Source organism: Geothrix mesophila (assembly GCF_022808835.1).
GTDB classification, from domain to species: domain Bacteria; phylum Acidobacteriota; class Holophagae; order Holophagales; family Holophagaceae; genus Geothrix; species Geothrix paludis.
The window spans coordinates 426,612-448,775 of sequence record NZ_JAKZLD010000003.1; the positions used below are offsets into that span (position 1 = coordinate 426,612).

The 22,164-nt window shown below is 69.2% G+C and carries 18 protein-coding genes; 13 read left to right on the forward strand and 5 right to left on the reverse strand.

The genetic code is table 11. The annotated features are described in order from the left end of the window. Positions 1-102 precede the first annotated feature (102 nt). The 10 genes from MLG87_RS11930 to MLG87_RS11975 all read left to right on the forward strand — a co-directional run bounded on the left by MLG87_RS11930 (position 103) and on the right by MLG87_RS11975 (position 11,132). A complete protein-coding gene (locus MLG87_RS11930; RefSeq protein ID WP_243295394.1) occupies positions 103-1,086 on the forward strand; it encodes a phosphotransferase in 984 nt (327 codons plus the stop codon). Positions 1,087-1,119: 33 nt separating this feature from the next. Beyond that, positions 1,120-3,108 (forward strand): hypothetical protein, encoded by a 1,989-nt coding sequence (locus MLG87_RS11935; protein WP_243295395.1) that lies wholly within the window; start codon positions 1,120-1,122, stop codon positions 3,106-3,108. Between the two features lie 248 nt (positions 3,109-3,356). After that, complete coding sequence (locus tag MLG87_RS11940) at positions 3,357-3,731, forward strand: response regulator (protein WP_243288580.1); 375 nt, start codon at positions 3,357-3,359, stop codon at positions 3,729-3,731. 53 nt (positions 3,732-3,784) lie between these two features. Beyond that, on the forward strand, positions 3,785-4,543 hold the full coding sequence (locus tag MLG87_RS11945) for a coiled-coil domain-containing protein (protein WP_243295396.1): 759 nt from the start codon (positions 3,785-3,787) through the stop codon (positions 4,541-4,543). Between the two features lie 35 nt (positions 4,544-4,578). Further along, positions 4,579-5,079: a chemotaxis protein CheD gene (locus MLG87_RS11950; protein ID WP_243295397.1), complete on the forward strand. Its 501-nt coding sequence runs from the start codon at positions 4,579-4,581 to the stop codon at positions 5,077-5,079. An 8-nt stretch (positions 5,080-5,087) separates the two neighbouring features. Continuing rightward, entirely contained in the window at positions 5,088-6,713 is a 1,626-nt protein-coding gene (locus tag MLG87_RS11955) for a chemotaxis protein CheA (protein ID WP_243295398.1), read from the forward strand. A gap of 81 nt (positions 6,714-6,794) precedes the next feature. Next, positions 6,795-8,435: a methyl-accepting chemotaxis protein gene (locus MLG87_RS11960; protein WP_243295399.1), complete on the forward strand. Its 1,641-nt coding sequence runs from the start codon at positions 6,795-6,797 to the stop codon at positions 8,433-8,435. A 10-nt stretch (positions 8,436-8,445) separates the two neighbouring features. Next, positions 8,446-8,994, forward strand: coding sequence for a chemotaxis protein CheW (locus MLG87_RS11965; protein WP_243295400.1), 549 nt, complete (start codon positions 8,446-8,448; stop codon positions 8,992-8,994). 16 nt (positions 8,995-9,010) lie between these two features. Then, entirely contained in the window at positions 9,011-9,928 is a 918-nt protein-coding gene (locus tag MLG87_RS11970) for a CheR family methyltransferase (protein WP_243295401.1), read from the forward strand. Positions 9,929-10,052: 124 nt separating this feature from the next. Continuing rightward, positions 10,053-11,132 (forward strand): protein-glutamate methylesterase/protein-glutamine glutaminase, encoded by a 1,080-nt coding sequence (locus MLG87_RS11975; protein WP_243295402.1) that lies wholly within the window; start codon positions 10,053-10,055, stop codon positions 11,130-11,132. A gap of 27 nt (positions 11,133-11,159) precedes the next feature. On the opposite strand, the gene MLG87_RS11980 is transcribed toward MLG87_RS11975, so the two are convergent. From MLG87_RS11980 to MLG87_RS11990, 3 genes are all read right to left on the reverse strand, one after another. Continuing rightward, positions 11,160-12,770, reverse strand: a complete 1,611-nt coding sequence (locus tag MLG87_RS11980; RefSeq protein ID WP_243295403.1) for a response regulator — start codon at positions 12,768-12,770, stop codon at positions 11,160-11,162. 124 nt (positions 12,771-12,894) lie between these two features. Next, positions 12,895-14,241, reverse strand: coding sequence for a sigma-54-dependent transcriptional regulator (locus tag MLG87_RS11985; protein ID WP_243295404.1), 1,347 nt, complete (start codon positions 14,239-14,241; stop codon positions 12,895-12,897). Continuing rightward, a complete protein-coding gene (locus tag MLG87_RS11990) occupies positions 14,213-15,313 on the reverse strand; it encodes a hybrid sensor histidine kinase/response regulator (RefSeq protein WP_243295405.1) in 1,101 nt (366 codons plus the stop codon). The genes MLG87_RS11985 and MLG87_RS11990 overlap by 29 nt, the downstream gene beginning before the upstream one ends. 137 nt (positions 15,314-15,450) lie before the next feature. On the opposite strand from MLG87_RS11990, the gene MLG87_RS11995 reads away from it, so the two are divergent. Then, positions 15,451-17,415, forward strand: a complete 1,965-nt coding sequence (locus MLG87_RS11995) for a hybrid sensor histidine kinase/response regulator (protein WP_243295406.1) — start codon at positions 15,451-15,453, stop codon at positions 17,413-17,415. Between the two features lie 37 nt (positions 17,416-17,452). Here the strand turns inward: MLG87_RS11995 and MLG87_RS12000 are convergent, their stop codons facing one another. Next, positions 17,453-17,863: an Hpt domain-containing protein gene (locus tag MLG87_RS12000; RefSeq protein WP_243295407.1), complete on the reverse strand. Its 411-nt coding sequence runs from the start codon at positions 17,861-17,863 to the stop codon at positions 17,453-17,455. Positions 17,864-18,155: 292 nt separating this feature from the next. Here MLG87_RS12000 and MLG87_RS12005 point away from each other — a divergent pair, with 292 nt between their 5' ends. Next, positions 18,156-20,093, forward strand: coding sequence for a CocE/NonD family hydrolase (locus MLG87_RS12005; RefSeq protein ID WP_243295408.1), 1,938 nt, complete (start codon positions 18,156-18,158; stop codon positions 20,091-20,093). Between the two features lie 79 nt (positions 20,094-20,172). Next, positions 20,173-21,462, forward strand: a complete 1,290-nt coding sequence (locus MLG87_RS12010) for a hypothetical protein (protein WP_243295409.1) — start codon at positions 20,173-20,175, stop codon at positions 21,460-21,462. On the opposite strand, the gene cobB is transcribed toward MLG87_RS12010, so the two are convergent. Beyond that, on the reverse strand, positions 21,459-22,163 hold the full coding sequence (gene cobB / locus MLG87_RS12015) for a Sir2 family NAD+-dependent deacetylase (RefSeq protein ID WP_243295410.1): 705 nt from the start codon (positions 22,161-22,163) through the stop codon (positions 21,459-21,461). The genes MLG87_RS12010 and cobB overlap by 4 nt on opposite strands. Between the last annotated feature and the right edge of the window lies 1 nt (position 22,164).

Genomic DNA, 22,164 nt, shown 5'->3' on the forward strand with positions numbered 1-22,164 from the left:
TCCGGGAATGGGGGGTCTACGACAGGGATCGTGTGGCGTTGAGCCCCGATTCCCGGCCAGGAACGCCATGCTCCGATCACCCTCTGGGATTACCCTGAAGGAATGGACCCTCGCCTCGCCCGCGCCCTGGCGCGCTGGAACCTGTCGGATCCGCATCCCCTGGCCGGGGACGCGGGCGCGCGGCAGTACACGCGGGTGGCCCATCCCCAGTTGGGCACGGCGCTGGTGGTCCTGCATCCCCTCGACACCCCCGACAAGCCCGACGACAGCTACTTTGAGTTCCGGGCCCTGCAGGCCTACCTGGATCCCGTGCTGCGGGTGCCCACCATCCTCCAGTGTGACGACGGAGACCGATGCCTGCTGGTGGAGGACCTGGGCGATACCTCCCTGGAGCGCCGCCTGGTGGAGCATCCCGAGGAGGAGCTCCGCTGGGCCGAGCAGGCGGGCTGGCTCCTGGCCACCCTGGCGGGCCCTCTCACCTTGGGGGCCCCCGCCCACGCATTCTTCATGGGCCGCGCCTTCGACCAGGCCAAGTTCGCCTTCGAGTGGGAGTACTGCCGGGTCAACTTCTTCCACGACTTCCTCCAGAAGGACCCGCCCCGCTGGCTGGACCGCATGATGGAGGAGGCCCACGCCAGCCTGGAGACCCGGGCCCACTTCTTCGCCCACCGCGACTTCCACGTGCGCAACCTCATGGTCCACGGGGACCGGCTGGTGGTGATCGACTTCCAGGACGCCCGCCGGGGCGCCGCCACCTACGACCTGGCCAGCATCCTCTATGACGGCTACTGGGACTGGTCCCGGGAGGCCGGGCGGGCCCTGGTGGGGCCCCTCCAGACCGAGCTGGGCTGGAACCACGAGGCCCTGCTGGAGGAGCTGAACCTCAGCGCCCTCCAGCGCAACCTCAAGGCCCTTGGCACTTTCGGCCACCAGCTGGTGCACCGCCACAAGTGCCACTTCGCGCCGGCCATCCCGCGCACGCTGCGCCACCTGCGCGGCCACTTCCAGCGCATGAACCACCAGGACGGCGTCCTGGCCGCCGAGCACATGCTGCGCCTGGCGGAGGACCGGCTGCTGAAGGGCTGAGTCACAAGCCGCCGCCGGCGCCCTGGGAGGCTGGTGAAGCGGGTTATCCTCTTGGCCATGTCCTCCGTGGAGCGCGAGTCCAACCCCCTGATGCAGGCCCGGAAACTGGTCAGGGGCAAAGCGCTCTCCCAGCAGGATCTCCAGCTGCTGAAGGAGATCCTCCAGTTCACGGAAGGGGAGCTGGGGCCCCTGCTGGACTCCGGGCCCAGCCAGGCGGCGCCCGCCCTGGCCGCGCCCCAGCAGGCGAAGCTCCAGCGCTCCCTGGGCCTGTTCCTGGTCTTCCTCAACCATCTCTCCGGCCCGAAGCAGGGGAAGGACCGCGTGGCCATGGGGCTGGTCCTGTCCCATGCCCTGAACGAGCTGAAGGCCCTGGCCCAGGAGGCCCACCTCGAGGTCCTCCAGACCCACAAGGAACCGGCTTGGGTGGTCTACCTCTTGGACCTGGTCGCCTCCCTCCGGACCATGGCCACCTCCTTCGGGCCGGAGGACCCCTTCCAGCTCCTGGACGACTGGGCGGCCTTCCTCCAGGAGCGCCGGGACAGCTTCAAGGAGCTGCTGGCGGTCCTCGTGGACGGGCCCGGGGGTGAGGAGCGGGTGTCCCAGCTCAACAGTCGCATGAAGGCCCTCAACCGGGCCCTCCAGGGCGCGGAGGGCCGGCCCATCGAGGCCATCCACCGGCTGGTGGACCTCATGGAGACCTTCGTGCCCCGCGAGACCCTCTCGCGGGTCGAGCCCCTGCTGCTGGTCCAGCACGTGCTCGACACCCTTCGCCTGATCCTCCTGTGGCCCCTGGACCAGGGGATCAACTGGGGGGCCCTGGAGCAGATCCGCGGCAGCCTCACCTGGCTCTGGAACCACCTCGGCTGGTCGCTGCCCCGCTATGACAGCGGGCGGCTGGAATCCATGCTGACCCAGGAGGTCCGGGCCACCCTCAAGGGGGTGCGCGGATCCCAGCCCAAGGCCTTTCGTGTGCTCGCCCACAGCCTGGCTTCTCACCTGACCATCCTGGGCCTCGTGGACCCGATCCCCCCCGCGGGGAACATGACCGAGCAGGAGCGCTACGCGGCGGTGCCCATCTATTTCGTGGTGGAACGGGAGCTGGCGCGGCTCGGGGACCAGCTGGGCCGGAGCAAGATCATGGAGGGCCTTCCGAAGGGGACGGAGGAGACCCTGCTGCTGTCGGCCTTCCTCCAGCAGGCGGTGTTCACCCTGAGCCAGGACCTGACCAGCATCCACGAGCTGCTGCATGAGGCCCTGGCCCAGGCGGACGCCGACCACCTCGCGCTCACCCTCGACCACCTGAAGAGCGGCCTCATCAACCACCAGCGGCAGCTGATGGCCGACCTGGTGAGGACCTTCTCCGCTGAACTGCGGCAGAGCATGTTCCCGAATTCCCCCACGCTGAAGGACGAGGGCGACCAGCTGCGCCAGCGCCTCTACCGCCTGTGGGAGCAGCTCGCCCGGCTCCTGCCCAGGCTCCGGACCCAGGTCCGCGAGAAGGACTACCTGCGGCTTTCGCTCACCCTCTTCCAGGCCCACAACCACGTGAACGCCTTCCGCCGGAGCCCTGAGTTCTTCCTCATCCGGGCCCGCGACCGCTCCGAAATGGACCGGTTGACCGCGGCCTTCGGCCGCATCCTGGACGCCCAGAGCGACCTGGAGTTCGCGCTGGTGAGCGGGACCGAGCTGGTGGAGGAGCTGTTCGGCTACCTGGAGGAATTCCTGGGCCGCATCAACGCCCGGATGCCCCTCATCAGCCATGACCTCATGGTGGCGAAGGAGGCCTTCCGGCTCAGCCAGCAGTTGCAGGAAACCCAGGGAGCGGGCTCGGGCCGGACGCGGCTGACCAAGATCCTCATCCAGTCCACCAAGAAGCTGGGCGTCCGCGACCCCCAGACCCTGTCCCTGCTGCGACGCTGGGTACGCTCGGAGCGGGGCCGGCGGGAGACGCCGGATCCCATCGACGCCCTCAGCTCCCACCTGGAGCGCCTGGTCACGCGCCTGGAAGCGGCGATGGGCTGAAGGCTTCCCGGGGAGCGGCTGGGCCTGGCGTCCTGACCGGTCAAACATTGACCGCCATGGACAGATTCTGATCTAAGACCCGGATTCCGGATTCGTCGACCCATAATGTATAACTTCTATTATATGTATTGATGCATTTATGTGCCGGGATTGGCCGCCGATTTGCAATCCCGGCTGTAGTAGATGCCGGTTTTCGAACAGCACCGGGACGCGCTGACGCCCCCGGTCCTTCTCGTGTTGAGGGCCCCATGACCCAACGGAAAAAAATCCTGCTCGTCGACGACTCCAGCACGGTGCTCATGGTCGAGCAGATGATCCTCAAGAACAGCCCCTTCGACATCCTGATCGCGAGGGACGGGGAGGCCGGGTTCGAGACGGCGCTGAAGGAGCGCCCCGACCTGATCCTCATGGACGTGATGATGCCGCGCATGGACGGCTTCGACGCCCTGCGGGAGATCCGCGCCCATGAGGAGATCAAGGACATCCCCGTGATCATGGTGACCACCCGCGGCGAGGGCGTGAACATCGAGACCGGCTACACGGTCGGCTGCAACGACTACGTCACCAAGCCCATCAACGGATCCGAGCTGCTGAGCAAGATCAACAACCTCATCGGTTCCTGACACCTGGAGCCTTTCCGGTCCCGAACAACCGCAGCCGATTGCTGGAGCTTTCCGTGGCCAACGAACCCAACCAAGAATCCTACGTCCGCCGCGTGCTGGAGGAGACGCGCGAGTACGAGCGCCGCCTCCGCGAGGACAACGAGGGGCTGAGGGAGCTCGTCGCCACCCTCGAGTGCGAGCGTGTGGCGCTCCAGAAGCGGGTCGAGGAGCTGGAGGCCGGCGCCAACCAGCAGATGAGCGAGCTGAGCGCCCTGCGGGAGCGGCTGACCGCCCAGGTGAACGCGAACCAGAAGTCCACCGAGCAGCAGCTGGCCATCGAACAGCAGAACACCAACCTGGCGAACCTCTACGTGGCGAGCTACCGGCTCAACAGCGCGCTGGACCGGGCGGAGCTTGTTGACGCCATCCGGGAGATCGTCATCAACCTGGTCGGCTGCGAGGAGTTCGCACTGCTCGAGCCGAACGGTGCCGGCGGATGGCAGGTCTGCGATTCCATGGGGCTGCCCGAGGACTTCCTGGCCAGCATGACCCGTCCCGACGGGGTCCTGGCCGGCCACCTGAAGTCCCGGAAGATGCACGTGACGGATCCGGCGGTTCTCAGCATGGATGAGCTGGACGTCTCCAGGCCCTCGGCCAGCATCGTCATGAGCGTCGGGGACGAGACGGTGGGCGCCGTCGCCATGTATCGCCTGCTGCCCCAGAAGTCCGGCCTCGAGCCCCTCGACCGGGAGCTCTTCGACCTGCTGGCCGCGAACGCGGCCATGGCCCTCTACCGCCTGAAGCTTCAGGAATTCGTGAAGGGCGGGAAGTAGCCACCCCCCGGCGCTCGACCGCACCAAGGAGACCCATGCCCCACTTGCCCACCCCAGGCTGGATCCCGGCGGATGCCGCCAGCGGTGGTGTATCGGTCTACCTGCATCCCGGACACCTGCATGTGTCCCTTGTGCCCTGCACCATGACCACGATCCTGGGTTCCTGCGTGGCGGTCTGCCTCTGGGACCCCGTCTCGCGGGTCGGGGGCATGAACCACTTCCTGCTCGCCCACCATCCGGCGGGCGAGCCCGATTCCGCGCGCTACGGCGATTCGGCCACGGACCTGTTGATCAGCGCCGCGGCCCGGGCGGGCGGATCCCTCGGGCGGCTCCAGGCCAAGCTCTTCGGTGGGGCCTGCGTGCTGGGATCGGCGGCCCCCGGCGCCAACCACCTCGGGCTCAAGAACGTGCAGGTGGCTCGGGAACGGCTCGCCGCCCACGGCATCCGCGTGGTGAGCGAGGATGTGGAGGGCGCCCGCGGCCGGAAGATCCACTTCCAGACCCTGGATGGCGCGGTGCTGGTGAGGACGCTCTAGGAGGCCGCATGGACATCGATCTCAATGCCATCCGTGCCACGTTCTTCGCCGAGACCGGCGAGCACCTGAACGAATTCGAGGGGGCCCTGATCGAGCTGGAGCGGCAGCCCGGGGACAAGGCCCTGGCCAAGACCATCTTCCGGATCGCCCACACCATCAAGGGGGACGCCTCCATGGTGGGCTACACGGCCATGACGGAATTCGCCCACGGGCTGGAGAGCCTGCTGGAGAAGATCTCCGGAGGGGCCCAGCCCTTCACGCCCGCCCTGGCCACCATCCTCCTGCGCTCCGTGGACGCCCTCCGGGCGCTGGCGGGGGCCGAGGATCCGAGCCTGATGCCGGCCGGCACCCGGGAGCTGCTGAACGAGCTGGAAGGCGCCTCACACGGGGGCGGGATGGCGCAGCAGGAGCCCCAGGCCGGAGCCGAGCGGCGATCCCGGGCCCGGGACACCGCCAAGACCCTCCGGGTGAAGGTGGCCAAGCTGGACCGGATGCTGGACCTGGTCGGGGAGCTGGCCATCAGCCGCGGCCGGCTGGACACCCAGATCGCCACGCTCGCCGGCGCCAAAGCCTCCGCCATCCAGGACGCCCACCGGGACATGGACCGCCTCTTCATCGAGCTCCAGGAGCATGTGATGCAGGCCCGGCTCGTGCCGGTCGGCACCCTCTTCCAGGGGTACACCCGGGCGGTTCGGGACCTGGCCCTCCACACGGGCAAGGAGATCGACCTCGCCATCGAGGGAAGCGACGTGGAAGTGGACAACGCCGTGGTCGAGCAGCTGCGGGAGCCCCTCATCCACCTCCTCAGGAACGCCATCGACCACGGCATCGAGAACGGGGTGGAACGGCGGGCCGCGGGCAAGCCCCCCTGCGGGCACATCAACCTGAGGGCCCGGCACGAGTCGGCCTTCGTGATCATCGAAGTCGCCGACGATGGCGGGGGGATGGCGCGGGAGAAGCTGCTGGCGCAGGCCCGGAAGTGGGGCGGCGTGGAGGACGTCGACCGGCTCAGCGACGCCGACCTCCAGGCCCTGATCTTCGAGCCGGGGTTCTCGACGGCCACCCGGGTGACGGACCTCTCCGGCCGAGGCATCGGCATGGATATCGTGCGGCGCGCCGTGGAGCGGCTGCGGGGCACCATCTCCGTGAAGAGCGTTCCGGGCCAGGGCACCACGTTCACACTCCGGTTCCCGCTGACGCTCGCCATCATCGAGGGGTTCGGGGTCACGGCCGGGGACGAGTCCTACGTCATCCCGCTGGATGCGGTGGTCGAATGCGTCGACCTCCCCGCCGAGCAGCGCAGCGAAGTGGAGGGTTCCGGCGTGCTCAGCCTGAGGGGCGAGCCGTTGCCCTACCTGGGCCTCCAGGAGCTCTTCCGCTTCGGGACAGGCGGCGAGGGCCGCCGGAAGATCGTCGTGGTACACCATGGCGAGGGCCGCGCGGGGATCGCCGTGGACGACCTCCAGGGCGAGTGCCAGGCGGTGATCAAGCCGCTGGGCAGCCTGTTCAAGCAGACCATCGGCATCTCGGGCTCCACCATCCTGGGCAACGGCCGGGTCGCCATGATCCTGGACGTCCCGGCCCTCCTGCGTGAGGCGGTGGCCCGCACCGCGGCCCGCGGCGAGGCGCCCTGAGCCGGCTCCGGCTGGAAGTCCCCCCATTTCCGCTTCAGACCCAGACCGTTCCATCCGTTTGTTAAGTAGAAAGGAGTCCCCATGTTCTCGATCCGAGACCTGAAGATCAGGACGAAGCTGTTCCTGGCGTTCGGGATCATCGCCGCCCTCCTCGTGGCCGTGGCCCTGGTGGGCAACAACGCCGTCGACCAGCTCAGCCGGGAAGCCAACGGCATCCTGAGCCACGAGTACGTCCTCGCCGAGGCCTTCACGAACATCGGCACGGATACCCTCAACCTGCGCCGCTACGAGAAGGATGTGTTCCTCAACTACGAGGACGCGGCCAAGCGGGAGGGCTACGTCCGGAAGTGGAAGGAGACCCACGCCTCCCTGGTCGAGACCCTCGACCAGACCGACAAGCAGGTCGTGACCAGTGAGGACAAGGATGCCGTCCGGGCGATCCGCCTGGACCTCGGCACCTACAGCACCGAGTTCGAGCGCGTGCTCCCCCAGATCGACATGGGCCTGTTCAAGACCTCGCAGGAGCTGAACAAGGCGGAGGATCCCTTCAAGGACTCCGTCCACCGGCTCGAGGCCACTGCGGAAAAGGCGATGACCAGGCATGAGAAGGAGATGACCGCGAAGGCCCAGCAGATGCAGGGTTTCTCCCAGGCCGTCCTCCGGATGGTCATGGTGGTCACGATCGCCTCGGTGATCGCGGCGCTGGTGGTGGCGTGGCGGATCTCCCGGGGCATCTCCGTCCCCCTGCTCCGGGTGGCCGAGGGCATGCGGAAGATGGCCGACGGCGACCTGAGGGACAAGGTCGACGTGTCAGGCAAGGACGAGCTGGCCGAGATGGGCGCCGCCTACAACCGCATGGTGGAGAACCTGTCCCAGACCATCGGGGAGGTGAGGACGGGCGCCAACGCGCTGGCCTCGGCGGCCCAGCAGGTGTCCTCCACCTCGCAGGGGCTCTCCCAGGGGACCAGCGAGCAGGCCTCTTCCGTGGAGGAGACCACCGCCAGCCTGGAGGAGCTGAGCAGCTCCATCGAGCAGAACGCGGACAACAGCCGGCAGACCGAGCAGATGGCCATGCAGAGCGCCCGCGACGCCGACGAGAGCGGCCAGAGCGTGGAGAAGACCGTCGAGGCCATGAAAATGATCGCCGAGCGCATCTCGATCATCGAGGAGATCGCCTACCAGACCAACCTGCTGGCGCTGAACGCGGCCATCGAGGCGGCGCGGGCCGGCGAGCATGGCCGGGGCTTCGCCGTGGTGGCCACCGAGGTCCGCAAGCTGGCGGAGCGCAGCCAGGGCGCGGCCAAGGAGATCAACGAAGTGGCCGGCGGCAGCGTGGGCGTGGCCATCAAGTCGGGCGAGCAGCTCAAGGAGCTCGTCCCCGCCATCCGCAAGACCGCCGAGCTGGTCCAGGAGGTCGCGGCCACGTCGCGCGAGCAGGCCAGCGGCGTGAAGCAGATGAACAAGGCCATGACCCAGGTGGACCAGGTCACCCAGCGGAACGCCTCGGCGGCGGAGGAGCTCTCCTCCACGGCGGAGGAGCTCGCCTCCCAGGCGGAAGCCCTCCAGCAGCTGGTGGCCTTCTTCAAGGTGACCGGTGATGAGGCGGTTGCACGGCACGCCCCCGCCGCCCACTTCATGCATCCGGAACCCGCCCCGCTGGCGGGCCGGGCCATGAAGCCCGCGGTCGCCCTCGGCCAAGATCAGCACTTCAAGCGGTTCTGAGGAGGCGGGGATGGACACGAGCGTTCTGGCCGACCTGGCCAACCACGACCAAAGCCAGTACCTGTCGTTCTTCATCGCGGACGAGGAGTTCGCGGTGAGGATCCTGAAGGCCCGGGAGATCCTGGAGTACGGGACGGTCACCAAGGTGCCCGGGGCCCCTCCGACGGTGCGCGGGGTGATCAACCTGCGCGGCGCCGTGGTGCCCGTGGTGGACCTGGCGCTGAAGTTCGGGCTTCCCGAGCGGGAAGTCACGAAGCGGACCTGCGTCGTGATCGTCGAAGTGGGCGCGGGCGAGGACAAGACCACCATGGGAGTGATCGTGGATTCGATCAGCCAGGTGGTCGACCTTCCGGAGGAGCAGATCGAGCCCGCGCCGGACTTCGGGACCAAGGTCAAGCTGGAGTACCTGCTCGGGATGGGGCGCTCCGGGAAGAAGTTCGTGATGGTCCTGGACATCGACAAGGCCCTGTCCCCCTCCGAGCTCTCCTCGGTCACCGCCATCGCAGGGCAGGCCGCGGAGGCGCCGCCGGAAGGCGCTGAACCCGCGTCGGGCGACTGAAAGGCCACCCCCAGCCATGGACCAACCGCGGCGTCCCGCCTCCCCCGCGTCTGAGGCCGCGGGAGACTACTCGATCCGGAAGGAGGAGTTCCGCGCCTTCCAGGACCTGATCCACCGGGAATCCGGGATCTTCCTCGCGGACCACAAGCTGGCCCTCCTGGGGGGCCGCCTCCACGCGCGGCTCCGGGCCTTGGGCCTGACCAGCTACGGGGAGTACTTCAAGGCCGTCCAGAAGGACGAGGCCGAGCGCATCGAGATGCTGGACCGGATCTCGACCAACGAGACCCACTTCTTCCGGGAGCCCCACCAGTTCGAATTCCTGAAGACCCACGTGCTGCCCAGATGGGTGGGGGACGCTCGGGCCGGAAGGCGCCCCCGGTCCATCCGGGTCTGGAGCGCCGCCTGCTCGACGGGGGAGGAGCCGTACTCCATCGCCATGCTGCTGCTGGACCAGCTCCCGTCCGCGGAGGGCTGGTCCATCGAGATCCTGGGCACCGACATCTCCACCCGGGTGCTGCAGAAGGCCAAGGATGCGCTGTGGCGCATCGAGAAGGCGGAGGAGATCCCCACGCCCTACCTCAAGGCCTTCATGCTCGAAGGGACGGGCCCCGAGAAAGGCCGGATGAAGGCCGGGCCCGAGATCCGGTCGCTGGTCTCCTTCTCCCGGATGAACCTGAACAGCCGGCCCTACCCCGTGCCCGGCGGGTTCGACATCATCTTCTGCCGGAACGTCCTGATCTACTTCAACACGGCCACCAAGGCGGGGGTGGTGGAGGAGCTGCTGGCGCATCTGGCGCCGAGCGGCCTGCTGCTCTTGGGCCACGCCGAAAGCCTCCATGGCCTCACCGAGCAGGCGCGCAGCGTGGGACCCACCATCTACGCGCCGCTCCAGTCCACCTACTTCAGCGGGCAGAAGCTGCCACGGCTGCGCTGACTGTGATTTCAAGGGCCGGGCCCGGCCGCCGATAAGAACTCTGACGTACGTATTCTCTTGTCTCGCGGCATCGGGCCACGTACTTCTTTAGCCAGGCCAGGACCACGCAGGCAGGTGGAGCGCGATGCCAGAACTCCAGCGGAACCCCGGACAGCTCCCGATCCAGGTCCTGGTCGTGGACGATTCTGCCGTGGTCCGGCAGGCGCTCACGGCCATCCTGGGCCAGGAGCGGGACATGCGGGTGGTGACCGCGCAGGATCCCATCTTCGCCCTCCAGAAGATGCAGACCCTGAGGCCGGACGTCATCGTCCTGGACCTCGAGATGCCCCGCATGGACGGCATCACCTTCCTGCGCCGGCTGATGAAGGATGACCCCCTGCCCGTGGTGATCTGCTCGAGCCTGGCCGCGCGGGGGGCGGAGGCGGCCATGCTGGCCCTCGAGGAGGGGGCCCTGTCGGTCATCACCAAGCCCCAGCTCGGCGTCCGGGACTTCCTGCACGAGTCGGCCATGCAGATCATCGACACGGTGCGCGCCGCCGCCCACTCCCGCCTGCGTCGGAGGCGGGCCGGGCCTCAGCACCGGCCGCCCGTCGAGACCGGGGCGCCCGTGCTGGGGACCACCACGGACCAGGTGGTGGTGGTGGGGGCGTCTACCGGGGGCACGGAGGCGCTCCGGGAGCTGCTGTCCACCATGCCCGTGGACTGCGCGGGCATCGTGGTCGTCCAGCACATGCCGGAGCTGTTCACCGCGGCCTTCGCCAAGCGGCTCAACGAGGTCTGCCGGATCGAGGTGAAGGAGGCCGAGGACGGGGACGGGATCCTCGTGGGACGCGCCCTGATCGCCCCCGGGAACCGCCACACGGAGGTGGCGCGGTCCGGCGGCCGCTACGTGGTCCGCGTGAGCGACGGGCCCCTGGTCTCCCGCCACCGCCCGAGCGTGGACGTCCTGTTCCACTCCGCCGCCCGCGCCGCCGGGTCCAACGGAGTGGGCGTGATCATGACGGGGATGGGCGATGACGGCGCCAACGGCATGCTGGAGATGAAGCGGGCCGGCGCCTACAACCTGGCCCAGGACGAAGCCTCCTGCGTGGTGTACGGCATGCCCAAGGAGGCGGTGGAGCGGGGCGGGGTGGACGCCGTGGTGCCGCTCCAGGCGCTGCCGAAGGCCATCCTGGACGCCGTGCGGCGGGGGCGGCGGGGCTGATACGCCGATTCGGCCCCTATTCAGCCCCTATTCAGCTTTGATGCGCACCGAGAAGGAGTACATCTTCGAGTTGGAGTACCGCGTGACCACGCGGAAGTTCCGCAGCAGGTACCAGCACCGGGCCTTCACGTTGCCGTCCGGGGTGGAGGACCAGAGGTTGGATTCGTCATCCGGATTCAGGAAGTCGCCGTACGGGTTCCGGTGGCCCACGAAGGGGATCTGGAGGATGGCCTGACCGTTGGCCAGACGGCTGTTGTCGCTCAGCCCCGGGATGGCTTCGAAGATCGTGCCCCACTCGTCGTCCGAGGGGATGCGGGATCCGAACAGCTTCATGGCGGCATGCCAGGTGAACAGGATGTTCCCGTTGAACTCGTAGATGCCCTCCCGGTGGTCCGGAGCGGCGGCTTCGTTGTGGCGCCGGAGCCGGAGGCCCCCCACCTCGACGGAATCCGGGTGGACCGTGATGGCGTGGACCTTGGCCAGTTCCTCCGGGGTGCTGGCGTAGCGCTCTTCCAGCTCCTGGAGGAACTGGACCACGGGGTCGTCCGCCGGGGCGGTGTGGCGGGCGGGAGAGGGCATCGAAGCGGGCCTCTCCGGCTGGAGCCGGACGGTCCCCAGCAGGAGGTCGGCCTCCTGCTGGAAGGTGGACAGGGGAACCTGGATGCCCGCCTCGATCAGCTTGGCGGCCCGGGCGATGCGTTCGGACAGCACGCCGTGGATCAGGAGGGCCTCCTCGTGGAGGCGGATGATCTCCGGGGTGTCCAGGGGAGCCGGGGGGCTGGGGGCCGGGTGGAACAGGAGCTGGGCACCCGCGGGGGTCAACTCCTTGCCCCGGGATGGCTCGAAGCTGGGGCGTGTGTCTTCATGGAGGAGGTCGGGCGGGAAGGCCCTGGCGGGCGGCTGGATGACGGGCGGAATCCGGCCGGAGGTCTCCGGAGAGGAGGATCCCTCCGCTGGCGAACGCAGGGCCTCATCCCGCAGCCTCAGGCCCTCCAGGAGCACCATGGCCGTGCTCTCCCGGATGGAGTGCATGGGCGCCTCGGCGCCCTCCTGCATGTCGAAGTTGCCGCCCTTCCAGGCGATGAGGTCGTAGACCGCCTGGGCCCCGGTGACCTGGTCCCGGACCGCGTGCACCACCTGGCCGTCCTTGAGCCAGACGCGACCCGTCTGCCGGCCCAGCCGCACGGTCAGGCAGCCCGTGTTCCGGGTGGCGGAGTACAGCTGGACGAGGTCCACGAACCCCAGGCTCAGGGAGCCGGTGAAACCGCCCTGGTTGGACTGGATGGCGAGATCGACCTCCTCGATGAGGGCCTTGGGGGCGAACGGCTTCTCGACGAAGCCGAAGGCGCCCCGCTGGTCGATCTCCTTGCGCATCTGGGGGCTGCCGAAGGCCGTGATGAAGATGATGGAGAGGTCCGGCTGGATCTTCTGGGCCTGGATCATCAGGTCGATGCCGTTCACCACGGGCATCTGGAAATCGGTGATCAGGACGTCGACCTTCTCCCGATGGAGGAGGGACAGGGCCTCCATGGGGTTGGAGCAGATCTTGAAATCCACGGTCGGGCGCTCGCGCGCGAAGTGCTGAGACACCGACCAGAGGAGATCCTCTTCGTCATCCACCATCAGGACACTGGCCATGGTCGAATGGGATGCAACGGGGACGCCAAGTGCTCGCATGTTGTTAATCGGATATATCATTTGGCTTGATGATTGACAAAGTCAGGCTCAGGACCGCGATCCGGATCATTTATTAACCAGGTGATCAGTCTTTGACCGGGTAGGCCCCGGCCTTTCGGAGCCAGGACCGGAGGGTCACCCGGGTCACGCCCAGGGTCCTCGCGGTCTGGCTGAGGTTGCGTCCGGAGGCCTCCCAGGCGTCCACCATCCGGCTCCGCATCGTGTCCTCCAGGCGCTCCTGGGGCGCGGGTGGCGGGGGGCCGACGGAGGATCCGGCGATCTCGGGGGGCAGGTCCGCCAGCTGGATCTCGGCCCTGGGCGTGAGGATGGTGGCGCGCTCGAGGACGTTGCGCAGCTCGCGGATGTTCCCGGGCCACCGGTAGCGGGTCAGGGCCGCCATGGCCTCGGCGGAGCAGCCCGAAGGGGCGGTGCCCATGCTCTCCCGGAACTTCGCCAGGAAGCAGTCCACCAGGAGCGGAATGTCCTCCAGCCGCTCCCGCAGCGGCGGCAGGTGCACGGCCAGGACCTTGAGGCGGAAGTAGAGGTCCTCCCGGAACCGGCCGGCCTCCACGAAGGCGGAAAGCTCCCGGTGGGTCGCGGCCACGATGCGGACGTCCACCTGGATCTCCCGCTCGCCGCCCACTCGGCGGAAGGGGTGCCCTTCCAGCACCCGCAGCAGCTTGGGCTGGAGGTCGAGGGGAAGCTCCCCGATCTCATCCAGGAACAGCGTGCCCCGGGAGGCCAGCTCGAACAGGCCCCGGCGGGCCGACTTGGCGCCCGTGAAGGCGCCGGCCTCGTGCCCGAACAGCTCGGATTCCACCAGTTCCTTGGGGAGGCAGGCCGCGTTGACCACCACGAAGGGGCCATCCTTCCGGGGACTGGCGCGGTGGACGAAGCGGGCGGCCAGCTCCTTGCCGGTGCCCGTTTCTCCCGTGATGAGCACGGGGGCATGCACGGCCCCGGCCGCCTGGGTGAGGGCCCGCATGGCCCGCTGGAAGGCCGGGGCCGAGCCCACGATCCCCTCGCCCGCCATGGACTGGCGCCGCATGGCCTCGAGGCTCCGGCGGAGGGTGCTCTGCTCGAGGGCGGCCGAGAGGCTCGAGAAGAGCGTCTCGGCTCCCACCGGCTTGGTGAGGTAGTCCGCGGCGCCGAGGCGGAGGGCCCGGATGGCGGAAGCTGCTTCGTCGCGGGCGGTGAGGACGAGGACGGGCGTGGTGGGGTCCTGGGCCAGGAGGCCCTTGAGCAGGTCGTGCCCGTCCTCGTCGGGCAGGCCGAGATCCATCACCACCAGGTCGTGGAGGGCCCGGGCGGCCAGGCTCCTCGCCTGGGCGGCTGTGGCGGCGCGTTCGACTTCGTACCCCTGGCGGCTCAGCAGCCCGGCAAGGGCGAAGGCCAGGTCATCGTCATCTTCCGTCAGCAGCACCCTGGGCACGAGGGGCCTCCCGTGGGAGCGAGAGCAGGAGGCAGGTCTCCTGCTGGGGGATGGAGGTGGCCACCAGGCTGCCCTGGTTCTCCAGGGCCAGGCGGTGGGCGATGGCCAGCCCGATCCCGGTTCCCTTGGGCTTGGTGGAGAAGAAGGGCGAGAAGATCTTCGTCAACAGCTGGGGCGGGATGCCGGGGCCATCGTCGCAGATGCGGATGTGGGTCATGGTCTGGCCACGGAGGGTTCCCGCGGAGGCCGCCTCGATCCGGATGCGGGTGGGATCCTTCACCGCGTCCAGGGCGTTCTCCAGGAGGGCCACGAGGATGCTCACGGTCTGCACCTCGTCCGCGTAGACCGTGAGGCCGCCGGGCGGAACCGAGAGGGTGGGGCTGGTGCCGAAGGGGCGCAGGCGGCCCTCCAGGCTCTCCATGGAACGGAGCACCATGGACTTCACGTCGAGGACCTTGGGGGTGGGCACTGAAGGGCGGCTGAAGTCGAGGAAGACCTTCATGAGCGATTCGATGCGCAGGGCCAGCTTCTGGAGGCGCTCCACGCACTCCAGCTGGGGGCCGGGCTGGAGGTCCTGGTTCAGGAGTTCGCAGAGGGTCCGGATGGAGGCGAGGGGGTTCCGGACTTCGTGGGCGAAGGAGGCCGCCAGCTGCCCCAGGTCCGAGTAGCGTTGCCGCTGGCGCTCGTTCTCCTGGAGGTTCCAGAACTCCGCCTTCTGCCGGATGGCCGCTGAGAGCCCTTCGAAGAGGACATCGGGCGTGACGGGCTTGGTGAGGTAGTCCGTGGCCCCGTACCGGAGGCCCCGGATGGCGGAAGCCGCGTCGTCGCGGGTGGTCATGACGAGGATGGGCAGGCTGGGATGCTGGTACGACAGTCCGCGCAGCAGCTCGAACCCGTCCTCGTCCGGAAGGCCCAGGTCCATGATCAGGGCATCGTAGGCCGTCCGCGAGAGGCAGTCCCTCGTCTCCGAGGCGTTGGCGGCCCATTCGACCGAACAGCCGCGGGTCCTCAGGATCTCCTCGGCCATCATCGCCGTGACCGGATCGTCTTCGGTGAGCAGAATCGAGTACATGGGATCCAGGGAAGGGCCGGGCGGGCCGGAGCCACGTGAGGCCTGGCGCGGGTTTCTCCAGGGTACCGCAAAGGCGGGGCCGGGCCCCGGGTTTCCGGGCCGGGGAAAACAGGGGATCATGTCCTCCGGCCCCCGCCATGCGACCGCCCTCCCTGCCTCCCGATGAAGCCTTCCGTCTGGAGGTGGTGCGGAGCCTCGGCCTCCTGGACACGCCGGCGGAAGCGCGCTTCGACCGCATCGCCCGGGCGGCGGCCCGGTTCTTCCAGATGCCCGTCGCCTTCGTGAGCCTGGTGGACGCCACCCGCCTGTGGCTCAAAGCCCGGCAGGGGTTCGACCAGGCCGAGGCGCCGCGGGACCTGTCCTTCTGCGGCCACGCCATCCTGGCCTGGGAGCCCTTCGTCGTGGAGGATGCAAGTCTTGATGAACGGTTCGCGGACAATCCCCTGGTCGTCGGCCCTCCCTTCATCCGGTTCTACGCGGGCATGCCCCTGCGAGGCCCCGGGAACGCCCTGGTGGGAACCCTCTGCGTGATCGACCGCCTTCCCCGCGCCTTCTCGCGCTCGGATCGGGAGTACCTGCAGGACCTGGCCGCCTGGGCGGAGCTGGAGCTGATCCATCCCCCCGCGGGGGCCGGGAATGCCGTGGCACCCGCGGGAACGGCCGTCCATGCTCCGCAGGCGCTGGACCGGGACGCCCACCTGAAGCTCATGCTCCAGGCCCTGCCGGACTTCCTGTTCCGCCAGGATCGCCAGGGGACGTACCTGGAGGTCGTGGCGCGCTCCACGGGCGACCTGGTCAAGCCCCCCGAGCAGCTCCTGGGGCACACCATCTCCGAGGTTCTGCCCCCGGGGGAGGCCATGGCCTTCCTTCAGGGCATCGGCGAGGTGCTCGACACCGGGGAGACGCGCACCATCGAATACCACCTCACCATCGACGGCCGCGGGGAGGATTTCGAGGCGCGCATCGTGCCCTGCGAGCCCGGCCAGGTCCTCAGCATCGTCCGCAACATCTCGGCCCGTCGCGATCACGAGCGCATGCAGGAGCGCTTCCTGCGCACGGTCATCCACGAGCTGCGGACGCCCCTCTCCAGCATCAGGAGCAGCCTGGAACTGATGCTCGAACAGGAACGCGCCGACGGCCTGTCCGGGAAGGCCCGGGATTTCGCCGCCATGGCCCACACCAACACCGTGCGCCTCGCCCGCATCGTGGACGACATCCTCGGCCAGGCGAAGCGCGGCTACCTGTCCGTCTCGCTGCGGCGCTGCAACCTCCAGGCCCTCGCCCGTCAGGCCGTGGAGATGGTCCAGGCCTACAGCGACTCCTTCGGCGTGCACCTGCCCCTGCAGCTCTGCTCGGAGGAAGCCGAGGTTCGCGCGGATCCCGACCGGGTGATCCAGATCCTGGTGAACCTGCTGTCGAACGCGGTGAAGTACAGCCCTCCAGGGGAATCCGTGGTCACGCGCGTCCTGCCATCCGGGACCGGCTGGGCGGTGGAGGTGGAGGATCACGGCCCCGGCATCCCGGCGGCCTTCCAGCCCAGGGTCTTCCAGGAGTTCTCCCAGGCCGGCGGTCCCCACCAGCAGCCTGGAAGCGGGCTCGGGCTCTCCATCTCCCGGTCCTTCGCCCAGTCGATGGGGGGCGCCATGGCCTTCGAATCCGAACCCGGGCGCACGGTCTTCCGCCTGGAGCTTCCGGTGTCGCTCCGCCCCTCCGCGCCGGACGACGGAGGGCCGGATGGACCCACCGCCATCCTGCATGTGGAGGACGACGATGTGGTGAGCGAGCTCCTGGCCAGCGCCCTGGACGGCGTGGCGAGGGTCGATCACGTCAGCACGCTGGAAGCCGCCCGGCAGCGGATCCTGGAGGGCCGCTGGGGCCTGGCGGTCCTGGACGGCATGCTGCCCGACGGGGCCGGCGCCGACCTGCTGCCCCTCCTGCGCGAAGCCTATGGCGCCGACTTCCCGGTGGTCCTCTACACCGGAGACAGCCAGTCGGTGGAATCGGACGGAGCGTTCACCCATGTGCTCATGAAAGGGCGCTGCGGGCCCGACGAGATCCGTCGGGTCGTCCAGGGAGCCCTGGAAAGGCGCTCACGGCGCTGAAGGAGCCAACCCACGCAACCGACCCCGGATCGCCGGGTCACTGCGGCGCGTGGGCCCTGAGGTGGTCGCGAAAGGCCTGGATGGAGGCGGCGCCGACCTCCTGGAATCCTTCCAGGGCGGACCGGCAGGCCGCCGGGTCGCCACCCTTCGCGGCCGCCTCGATGACCGCGGCGCGGGACCGGAGCGTCGCCAGCCCGATGCTCCCCGAGGAGCCCTTCAGGCGGTGGGCGGAGGCGCGCACCCGCGCGAAGTCCGCGGCCTCGAGGGCCTCCCGCAGGTGGAGGCCCTCCTCGGCGAAGCGGTGCTCGAACAGATCGACCATCTGGAGGAGGCGCGCCTCGGGAATCCCGTGCTGGAGGCAGGTGTCCAGGTAGGCGCAGTCCAGGAGGGGGGATCGGGGACGAGCCCCTTCCTTCTCCTCGCCTGAAGGGCGCTGTCGATCGGACATGCCCGCCTCCCTGGGAAATAGTCTAGGCCGTTCAAGCCATTTCCCGGTGGCACGATCAGATGACCCATGAATCTTCTATATTCAATGAACCGGCTCGAGATCTGCGCGCCTGGTGCGATTTTCACGCCCGGGGTTCGACGGATGTCGCAGTCGGCAAAAAATGTCGCGACTGCTTCCCCCACCCTGCGGGTTCCGCCCAGGCTAGACTGGCCGATCTCCTTCCACCGCCGACCCGCTCCTCCGCGCCTTCGCGCCGGGCCACCGGCGACGGCGGGAGGCGCTGGAGGCATCCATGTCCATCACGCGATCCCTGGTCTCCTCGGCCCTCACGCTGGCCCTCACGCTGGCTCCGGCCGCGGGGCTCATGGCCCAGGGCACGGGCCTGCCGAGCGAGATGCCGGCCGAATTCAAGGAGGCCTCGGGGAGCTGGGACCACACGCGCCGGGAGGTGATGATCCCCATGCGGGACGGGGTGAAGCTGAAGACCATCATCCTGATCCCCAAGGGCGCCAAGGACGCGCCCATCCTCCTGACCCGCACGCCCTACAGCGCCGCCGTGCAGACCAGCCACGCCGCCAGCGCGCACCTGGGGCCCGTGCTCCAGGGCTACGACAACGTGACGGACCTCATCGTGGAAGGCGGCTACATCCGCGTGATCCAGGACATCCGCGGCAAGTACGGCTCCGAAGGCGACTACGTCATGAACCGGCCCCTGCGCGGGCCCCTCAACCACTCGGAGGTGGACCACAGCACGGACACCTGGGACACCATCGACTGGCTGGTGAAGCACCTGCCGGAGAGCAATGGCCGCGTGGGCATCCTGGGCATCTCGTACGACGGCTTCCTGCCCCTCATGGCGCTGGTGGATCCTCACCCGGCCCTGAAGGCGGTCGTGCCCATGAACCCCATGGTGGACGGCTGGCGGGGAGACGACTGGTTCCATCACGGCGCCTTCCGCGCCCAGAACCTCAGCTACATCTACGAGCAGCAGGCCACCCGCGGGAACGACCTGAAGTGGTGGACCGACGTCTTCGACGACTACGACCTGTTCCTGCGGGCGGGCTCCACGGGGGCCCTGGCCGCCAGCCGGGGCATGGAGCAGCTGGGCTTCTGGCGCAAGATCACGGAACACCCGGCCTACGACGCCTTCTGGCAGCAGCAGGCCATGGACAAGGTGCTGGCCAGCTGGCCCCTCCGGGTGCCCACGCTCCTGGTGCACAGCCTCTACGACGCCGAGGACATCTACGGCGCCCTGGCCGTGTGGAAGGCGCTCAAGCCCAAGGACTCCGCGGGCGACCGCCTCTTCCTGGCCATGGGCCCCTGGAGCCACGGCGGCGAGATCGGGGAGGGCAGCGCCCTCGGGCCCCTGAAGTTCGGCCAGGACACGGCCCTGCACTTCCGGCGCGAGATCCTGAAGCCCTTCCTCGACCAGCACCTGAAGGGGGCCGCCAAGGCGGACCTGCCGCCCGTGAGCGCCTTCGAGACGGGCGCCAACACCTGGAAGAAGCTCCCGGCCTGGCCCGTGGCCGGCGAAGGTACCGCCGTCCGCGCCACGCCCTTCTACCTCGAGGCGGGGCTGAAGGTGTCCACCACCGCCCCGAAGGCCGGCGGCGCCTCGTACGAAGCCTATGTATCCGACCCGGCCAAGCCCGTTCCCTTCCGGGCCCGGCCCATCCAGCCCGTGGGCTACGATGCCGCCCACACCTGGTCCCAGTGGCTCACGGACGACCAGCGGGAGGCCTCGGGGCGGCCCGACGTGCTGGCCTTCGTCTCCGAGCCGCTGAAGGAGCCGCTGCGCATCGCCGGCGAGCCCGTGGCGAACCTGGTGGCTTCCACCACCGGCACCGACGCCGACTGGGTGGTGAAGGTCATCGACGTCTACCCGGACGAGGTGGCGGGCCAGCCGCAGATGGGCGGCTACCAGCTCATGGTGTCTGCGGACATCTTTCGGGGGCGCTACCGGGAGGGCTGGGACGCGCCGAAGGCCCTGAAGCCGGACGAGCCCCTGGTCTTCCGCTTCGCCCTGCCGGCGGCGAACCACGTGTTCCTGCCGGGCCACCGCGTCATGGTGCAGGTGCAGTCCACCTGGTTCCCTCTCTACGAGCGCAACCCCCAGACCTTCGTGCCCAACATCTTCTTCGCCCGGCCCGAGGACTACCGCCGCGCCACCCAGCGCATCTGGCACATGCCCGGAAAGGCTAGCTTCGTGGAGCTGCCGGTGGCGAAGTAGGAGGGATTTTTTGCCCTGCCCGGGAGTAGGATGGGCGCAGGATCCCCTCCTGAACCAGGCCCTTGGACGGAGACGCCCCGTGTCGTTTCGATCGCTGCTGAGTCGACTGCTGCCCCGGAAGCCCGCGCCCACCGCCGGCACCTGGGAGCGGCCGAGGGCCCTGGACCGGGGCCGGGTGGGCCGGCCGCAGATCGCCATGGACGACCAGGGCAACGCCCTGGCGGCCTGGCACCACCGGAGCTCGGACCACGAAGGCGTCTACATCTGCCGCTACCACGCGGACCAGCGGAGCTGGGATGTGGTGCCCCGGCGCCTCGACAGCGCCCGCACCCAGGCCCAGGCGCCGGAGATCGCCATGAACTGCCGCAGCGAACTGGCGGTGGTCTGGCACGAGCAGGAGGGGGACCAGGTCCGGGTCTGCGCCCGCCACATGCTGGGGAGCCAGGAGACCTGGGTGCCCTACCCCATGACCCTCCAGGCCGCCTCCGGCGAGGTGCACAGCCTGCACACGGCCATGGACCTCCAGGGGAACATCCATGTCGTCTGGTGCCATGGGACGCCCGGGGCCTACCGCATCTACACCAGCGGGTACCGGGCCGATGACGGGGGATGGGACCCGCAGCCCATTCCGCTGGGGGATCCTTCCTCTGAGCCCATGTTCCCACAGTTGGCGGTCAATGACGCGGGCCAGGGCCTGGTGGCCTGGGACGCCGGCGGGAACCGCATCGTGGCCTGCCACTACGATCCCGGAGGCCGCTGCTGGAGCGACCGCCCCACGCGGGTGGCCGAGGGCCGCTCCATCTACCTCCGGATGGCCGTGGACGCGCGGGGAAACGCCATCGTGCTGTGGGTGGAGGAGGGGGAGGCGGGTATCCGCACCCTGCAGGCCAGCCACCTGGACGCCCGCCGGATCGAGTGGACGAGGGCCCCGCGCCTCAGCTCGGGTCGCGCCATCCTCTGGCCCCAGGTGGGAATGGACGCCCGGGGCGGCGCCCACCTCGTGTGGCGGCAGGAGGCGGCGGGCCTGATGAAGCTCTACGCCAAGCGCTTTGCCGAGGGGCGCTGGGACGAGCAGCGCACACTGCTGGTGGAGGATGCCGGCCACAGCCAGGCCCATGCCCTGGCCGTCAATCCCGAGGGTCACGCCGTGGTCCTCTGGCTCCAGCGCCAGGCCGCCCAGGCCATGGTCTGCGTCCGGCGCTTCGATGGCCGGGCCTGGAGCGCGCGGCCCCTCCTCCTGGGCACGCCCAGCCGGAAGGACATCCAGAATCCAGGCGCCGTGCTGGCTCCCGGCGGCCACGTGGCCGTCATCTGGCGCCAGGGCGACCCCCAGGACGGATTCATCCTGAGCGCCATGGGCCAGGCCTAGGTCCGCAGGAGCTCCTCCACGAAGGCCGGCACGAGATCCGTTGCCCGGCCCACGCGATGTTCCCGGAAGGCGTCCACCACGCGGCTGGGCTCGAGGTTGAGCTCCACCGTGCGGGCCCCGGGGCCCACGGCCGCCACGAAGCCCGCGGCGGGGTAGACGTGGCCGCTGGTGCCGATGGCCGCGAAGAGGTCGCAGCGCTCCAGGGCGTCGAAGATGCGGTCCATCTCCAGCGGCACCTCGCCGAACCAGACGATGTGGGGGCGCATCCCTCCGCGCCGGCAGACGGGGCAGCGGCTGTCGGCATCCATGTCGCCGGGCCAGTCCAGAACCGCCCGGCAGGCCAGGCAGCGGCCCTTGAGCAGCTCGCCGTGCATGTGGAGCAGGTTCCGCGACCCGGCGCGGTCGTGGAGGTCGTCCACGTTCTGCGTGACCAGCAGCACCTCGCCGGGCCACTCGCACTCCAGGCGCGCCAGGGCCGCGTGGGCCGCATTGGGCCGGACGCCTGGCAGGCTTCGCCGCCGCGCGTTGTAGAAGCGGTGCACCAGGGCGGGGTTGCGCTGGAAGGCTTCGGGGGTGGCCACGTCCTCCACCCGGTGGTTCTCCCAGAGGCCGTTGGCGTCCCGGAAGGTGCGCAGGCCGCTCTCCGCGGAGATCCCCGCGCCGGTGAGAATCACGATCGAGGCGTCGCGGGAGAGGGCCATG

What these genes read in the sequence shown, in the direction of transcription:
- MLG87_RS11930 (WP_243295394.1), top strand. Translation starts at nt 103, where the DNA reads ATGGACCCTCGCCTCGCCCGCGCCCTGGCGCGCTGGAACCTGTCGGAT.
- MLG87_RS11940 (WP_243288580.1), top strand. Translation starts at nt 3,357, where the DNA reads ATGACCCAACGGAAAAAAATCCTGCTCGTCGACGACTCCAGCACGGTG.
- MLG87_RS11950 (WP_243295397.1), top strand. Translation starts at nt 4,579, where the DNA reads ATGCCCCACTTGCCCACCCCAGGCTGGATCCCGGCGGATGCCGCCAGC.
- MLG87_RS11955 (WP_243295398.1), top strand. Translation starts at nt 5,088, where the DNA reads ATGGACATCGATCTCAATGCCATCCGTGCCACGTTCTTCGCCGAGACC.
- MLG87_RS11960 (WP_243295399.1), top strand. Translation starts at nt 6,795, where the DNA reads ATGTTCTCGATCCGAGACCTGAAGATCAGGACGAAGCTGTTCCTGGCG.
- MLG87_RS11965 (WP_243295400.1), top strand. Translation starts at nt 8,446, where the DNA reads ATGGACACGAGCGTTCTGGCCGACCTGGCCAACCACGACCAAAGCCAG.
- MLG87_RS11970 (WP_243295401.1), top strand. Translation starts at nt 9,011, where the DNA reads ATGGACCAACCGCGGCGTCCCGCCTCCCCCGCGTCTGAGGCCGCGGGA.
- MLG87_RS11975 (WP_243295402.1), top strand. Translation starts at nt 10,053, where the DNA reads ATGCCAGAACTCCAGCGGAACCCCGGACAGCTCCCGATCCAGGTCCTG.
- MLG87_RS11980 (WP_243295403.1), bottom strand. Translation starts at nt 12,770, where the DNA reads ATGGCCAGTGTCCTGATGGTGGATGACGAAGAGGATCTCCTCTGGTCG.
- MLG87_RS11990 (WP_243295405.1), bottom strand. Translation starts at nt 15,313, where the DNA reads ATGTACTCGATTCTGCTCACCGAAGACGATCCGGTCACGGCGATGATG.
- MLG87_RS11995 (WP_243295406.1), top strand. Translation starts at nt 15,451, where the DNA reads ATGCGACCGCCCTCCCTGCCTCCCGATGAAGCCTTCCGTCTGGAGGTG.
- MLG87_RS12000 (WP_243295407.1), bottom strand. Translation starts at nt 17,863, where the DNA reads ATGTCCGATCGACAGCGCCCTTCAGGCGAGGAGAAGGAAGGGGCTCGT.
- MLG87_RS12005 (WP_243295408.1), top strand. Translation starts at nt 18,156, where the DNA reads ATGTCCATCACGCGATCCCTGGTCTCCTCGGCCCTCACGCTGGCCCTC.
- cobB (WP_243295410.1), bottom strand. Translation starts at nt 22,163, where the DNA reads ATGGCCCTCTCCCGCGACGCCTCGATCGTGATTCTCACCGGCGCGGGG.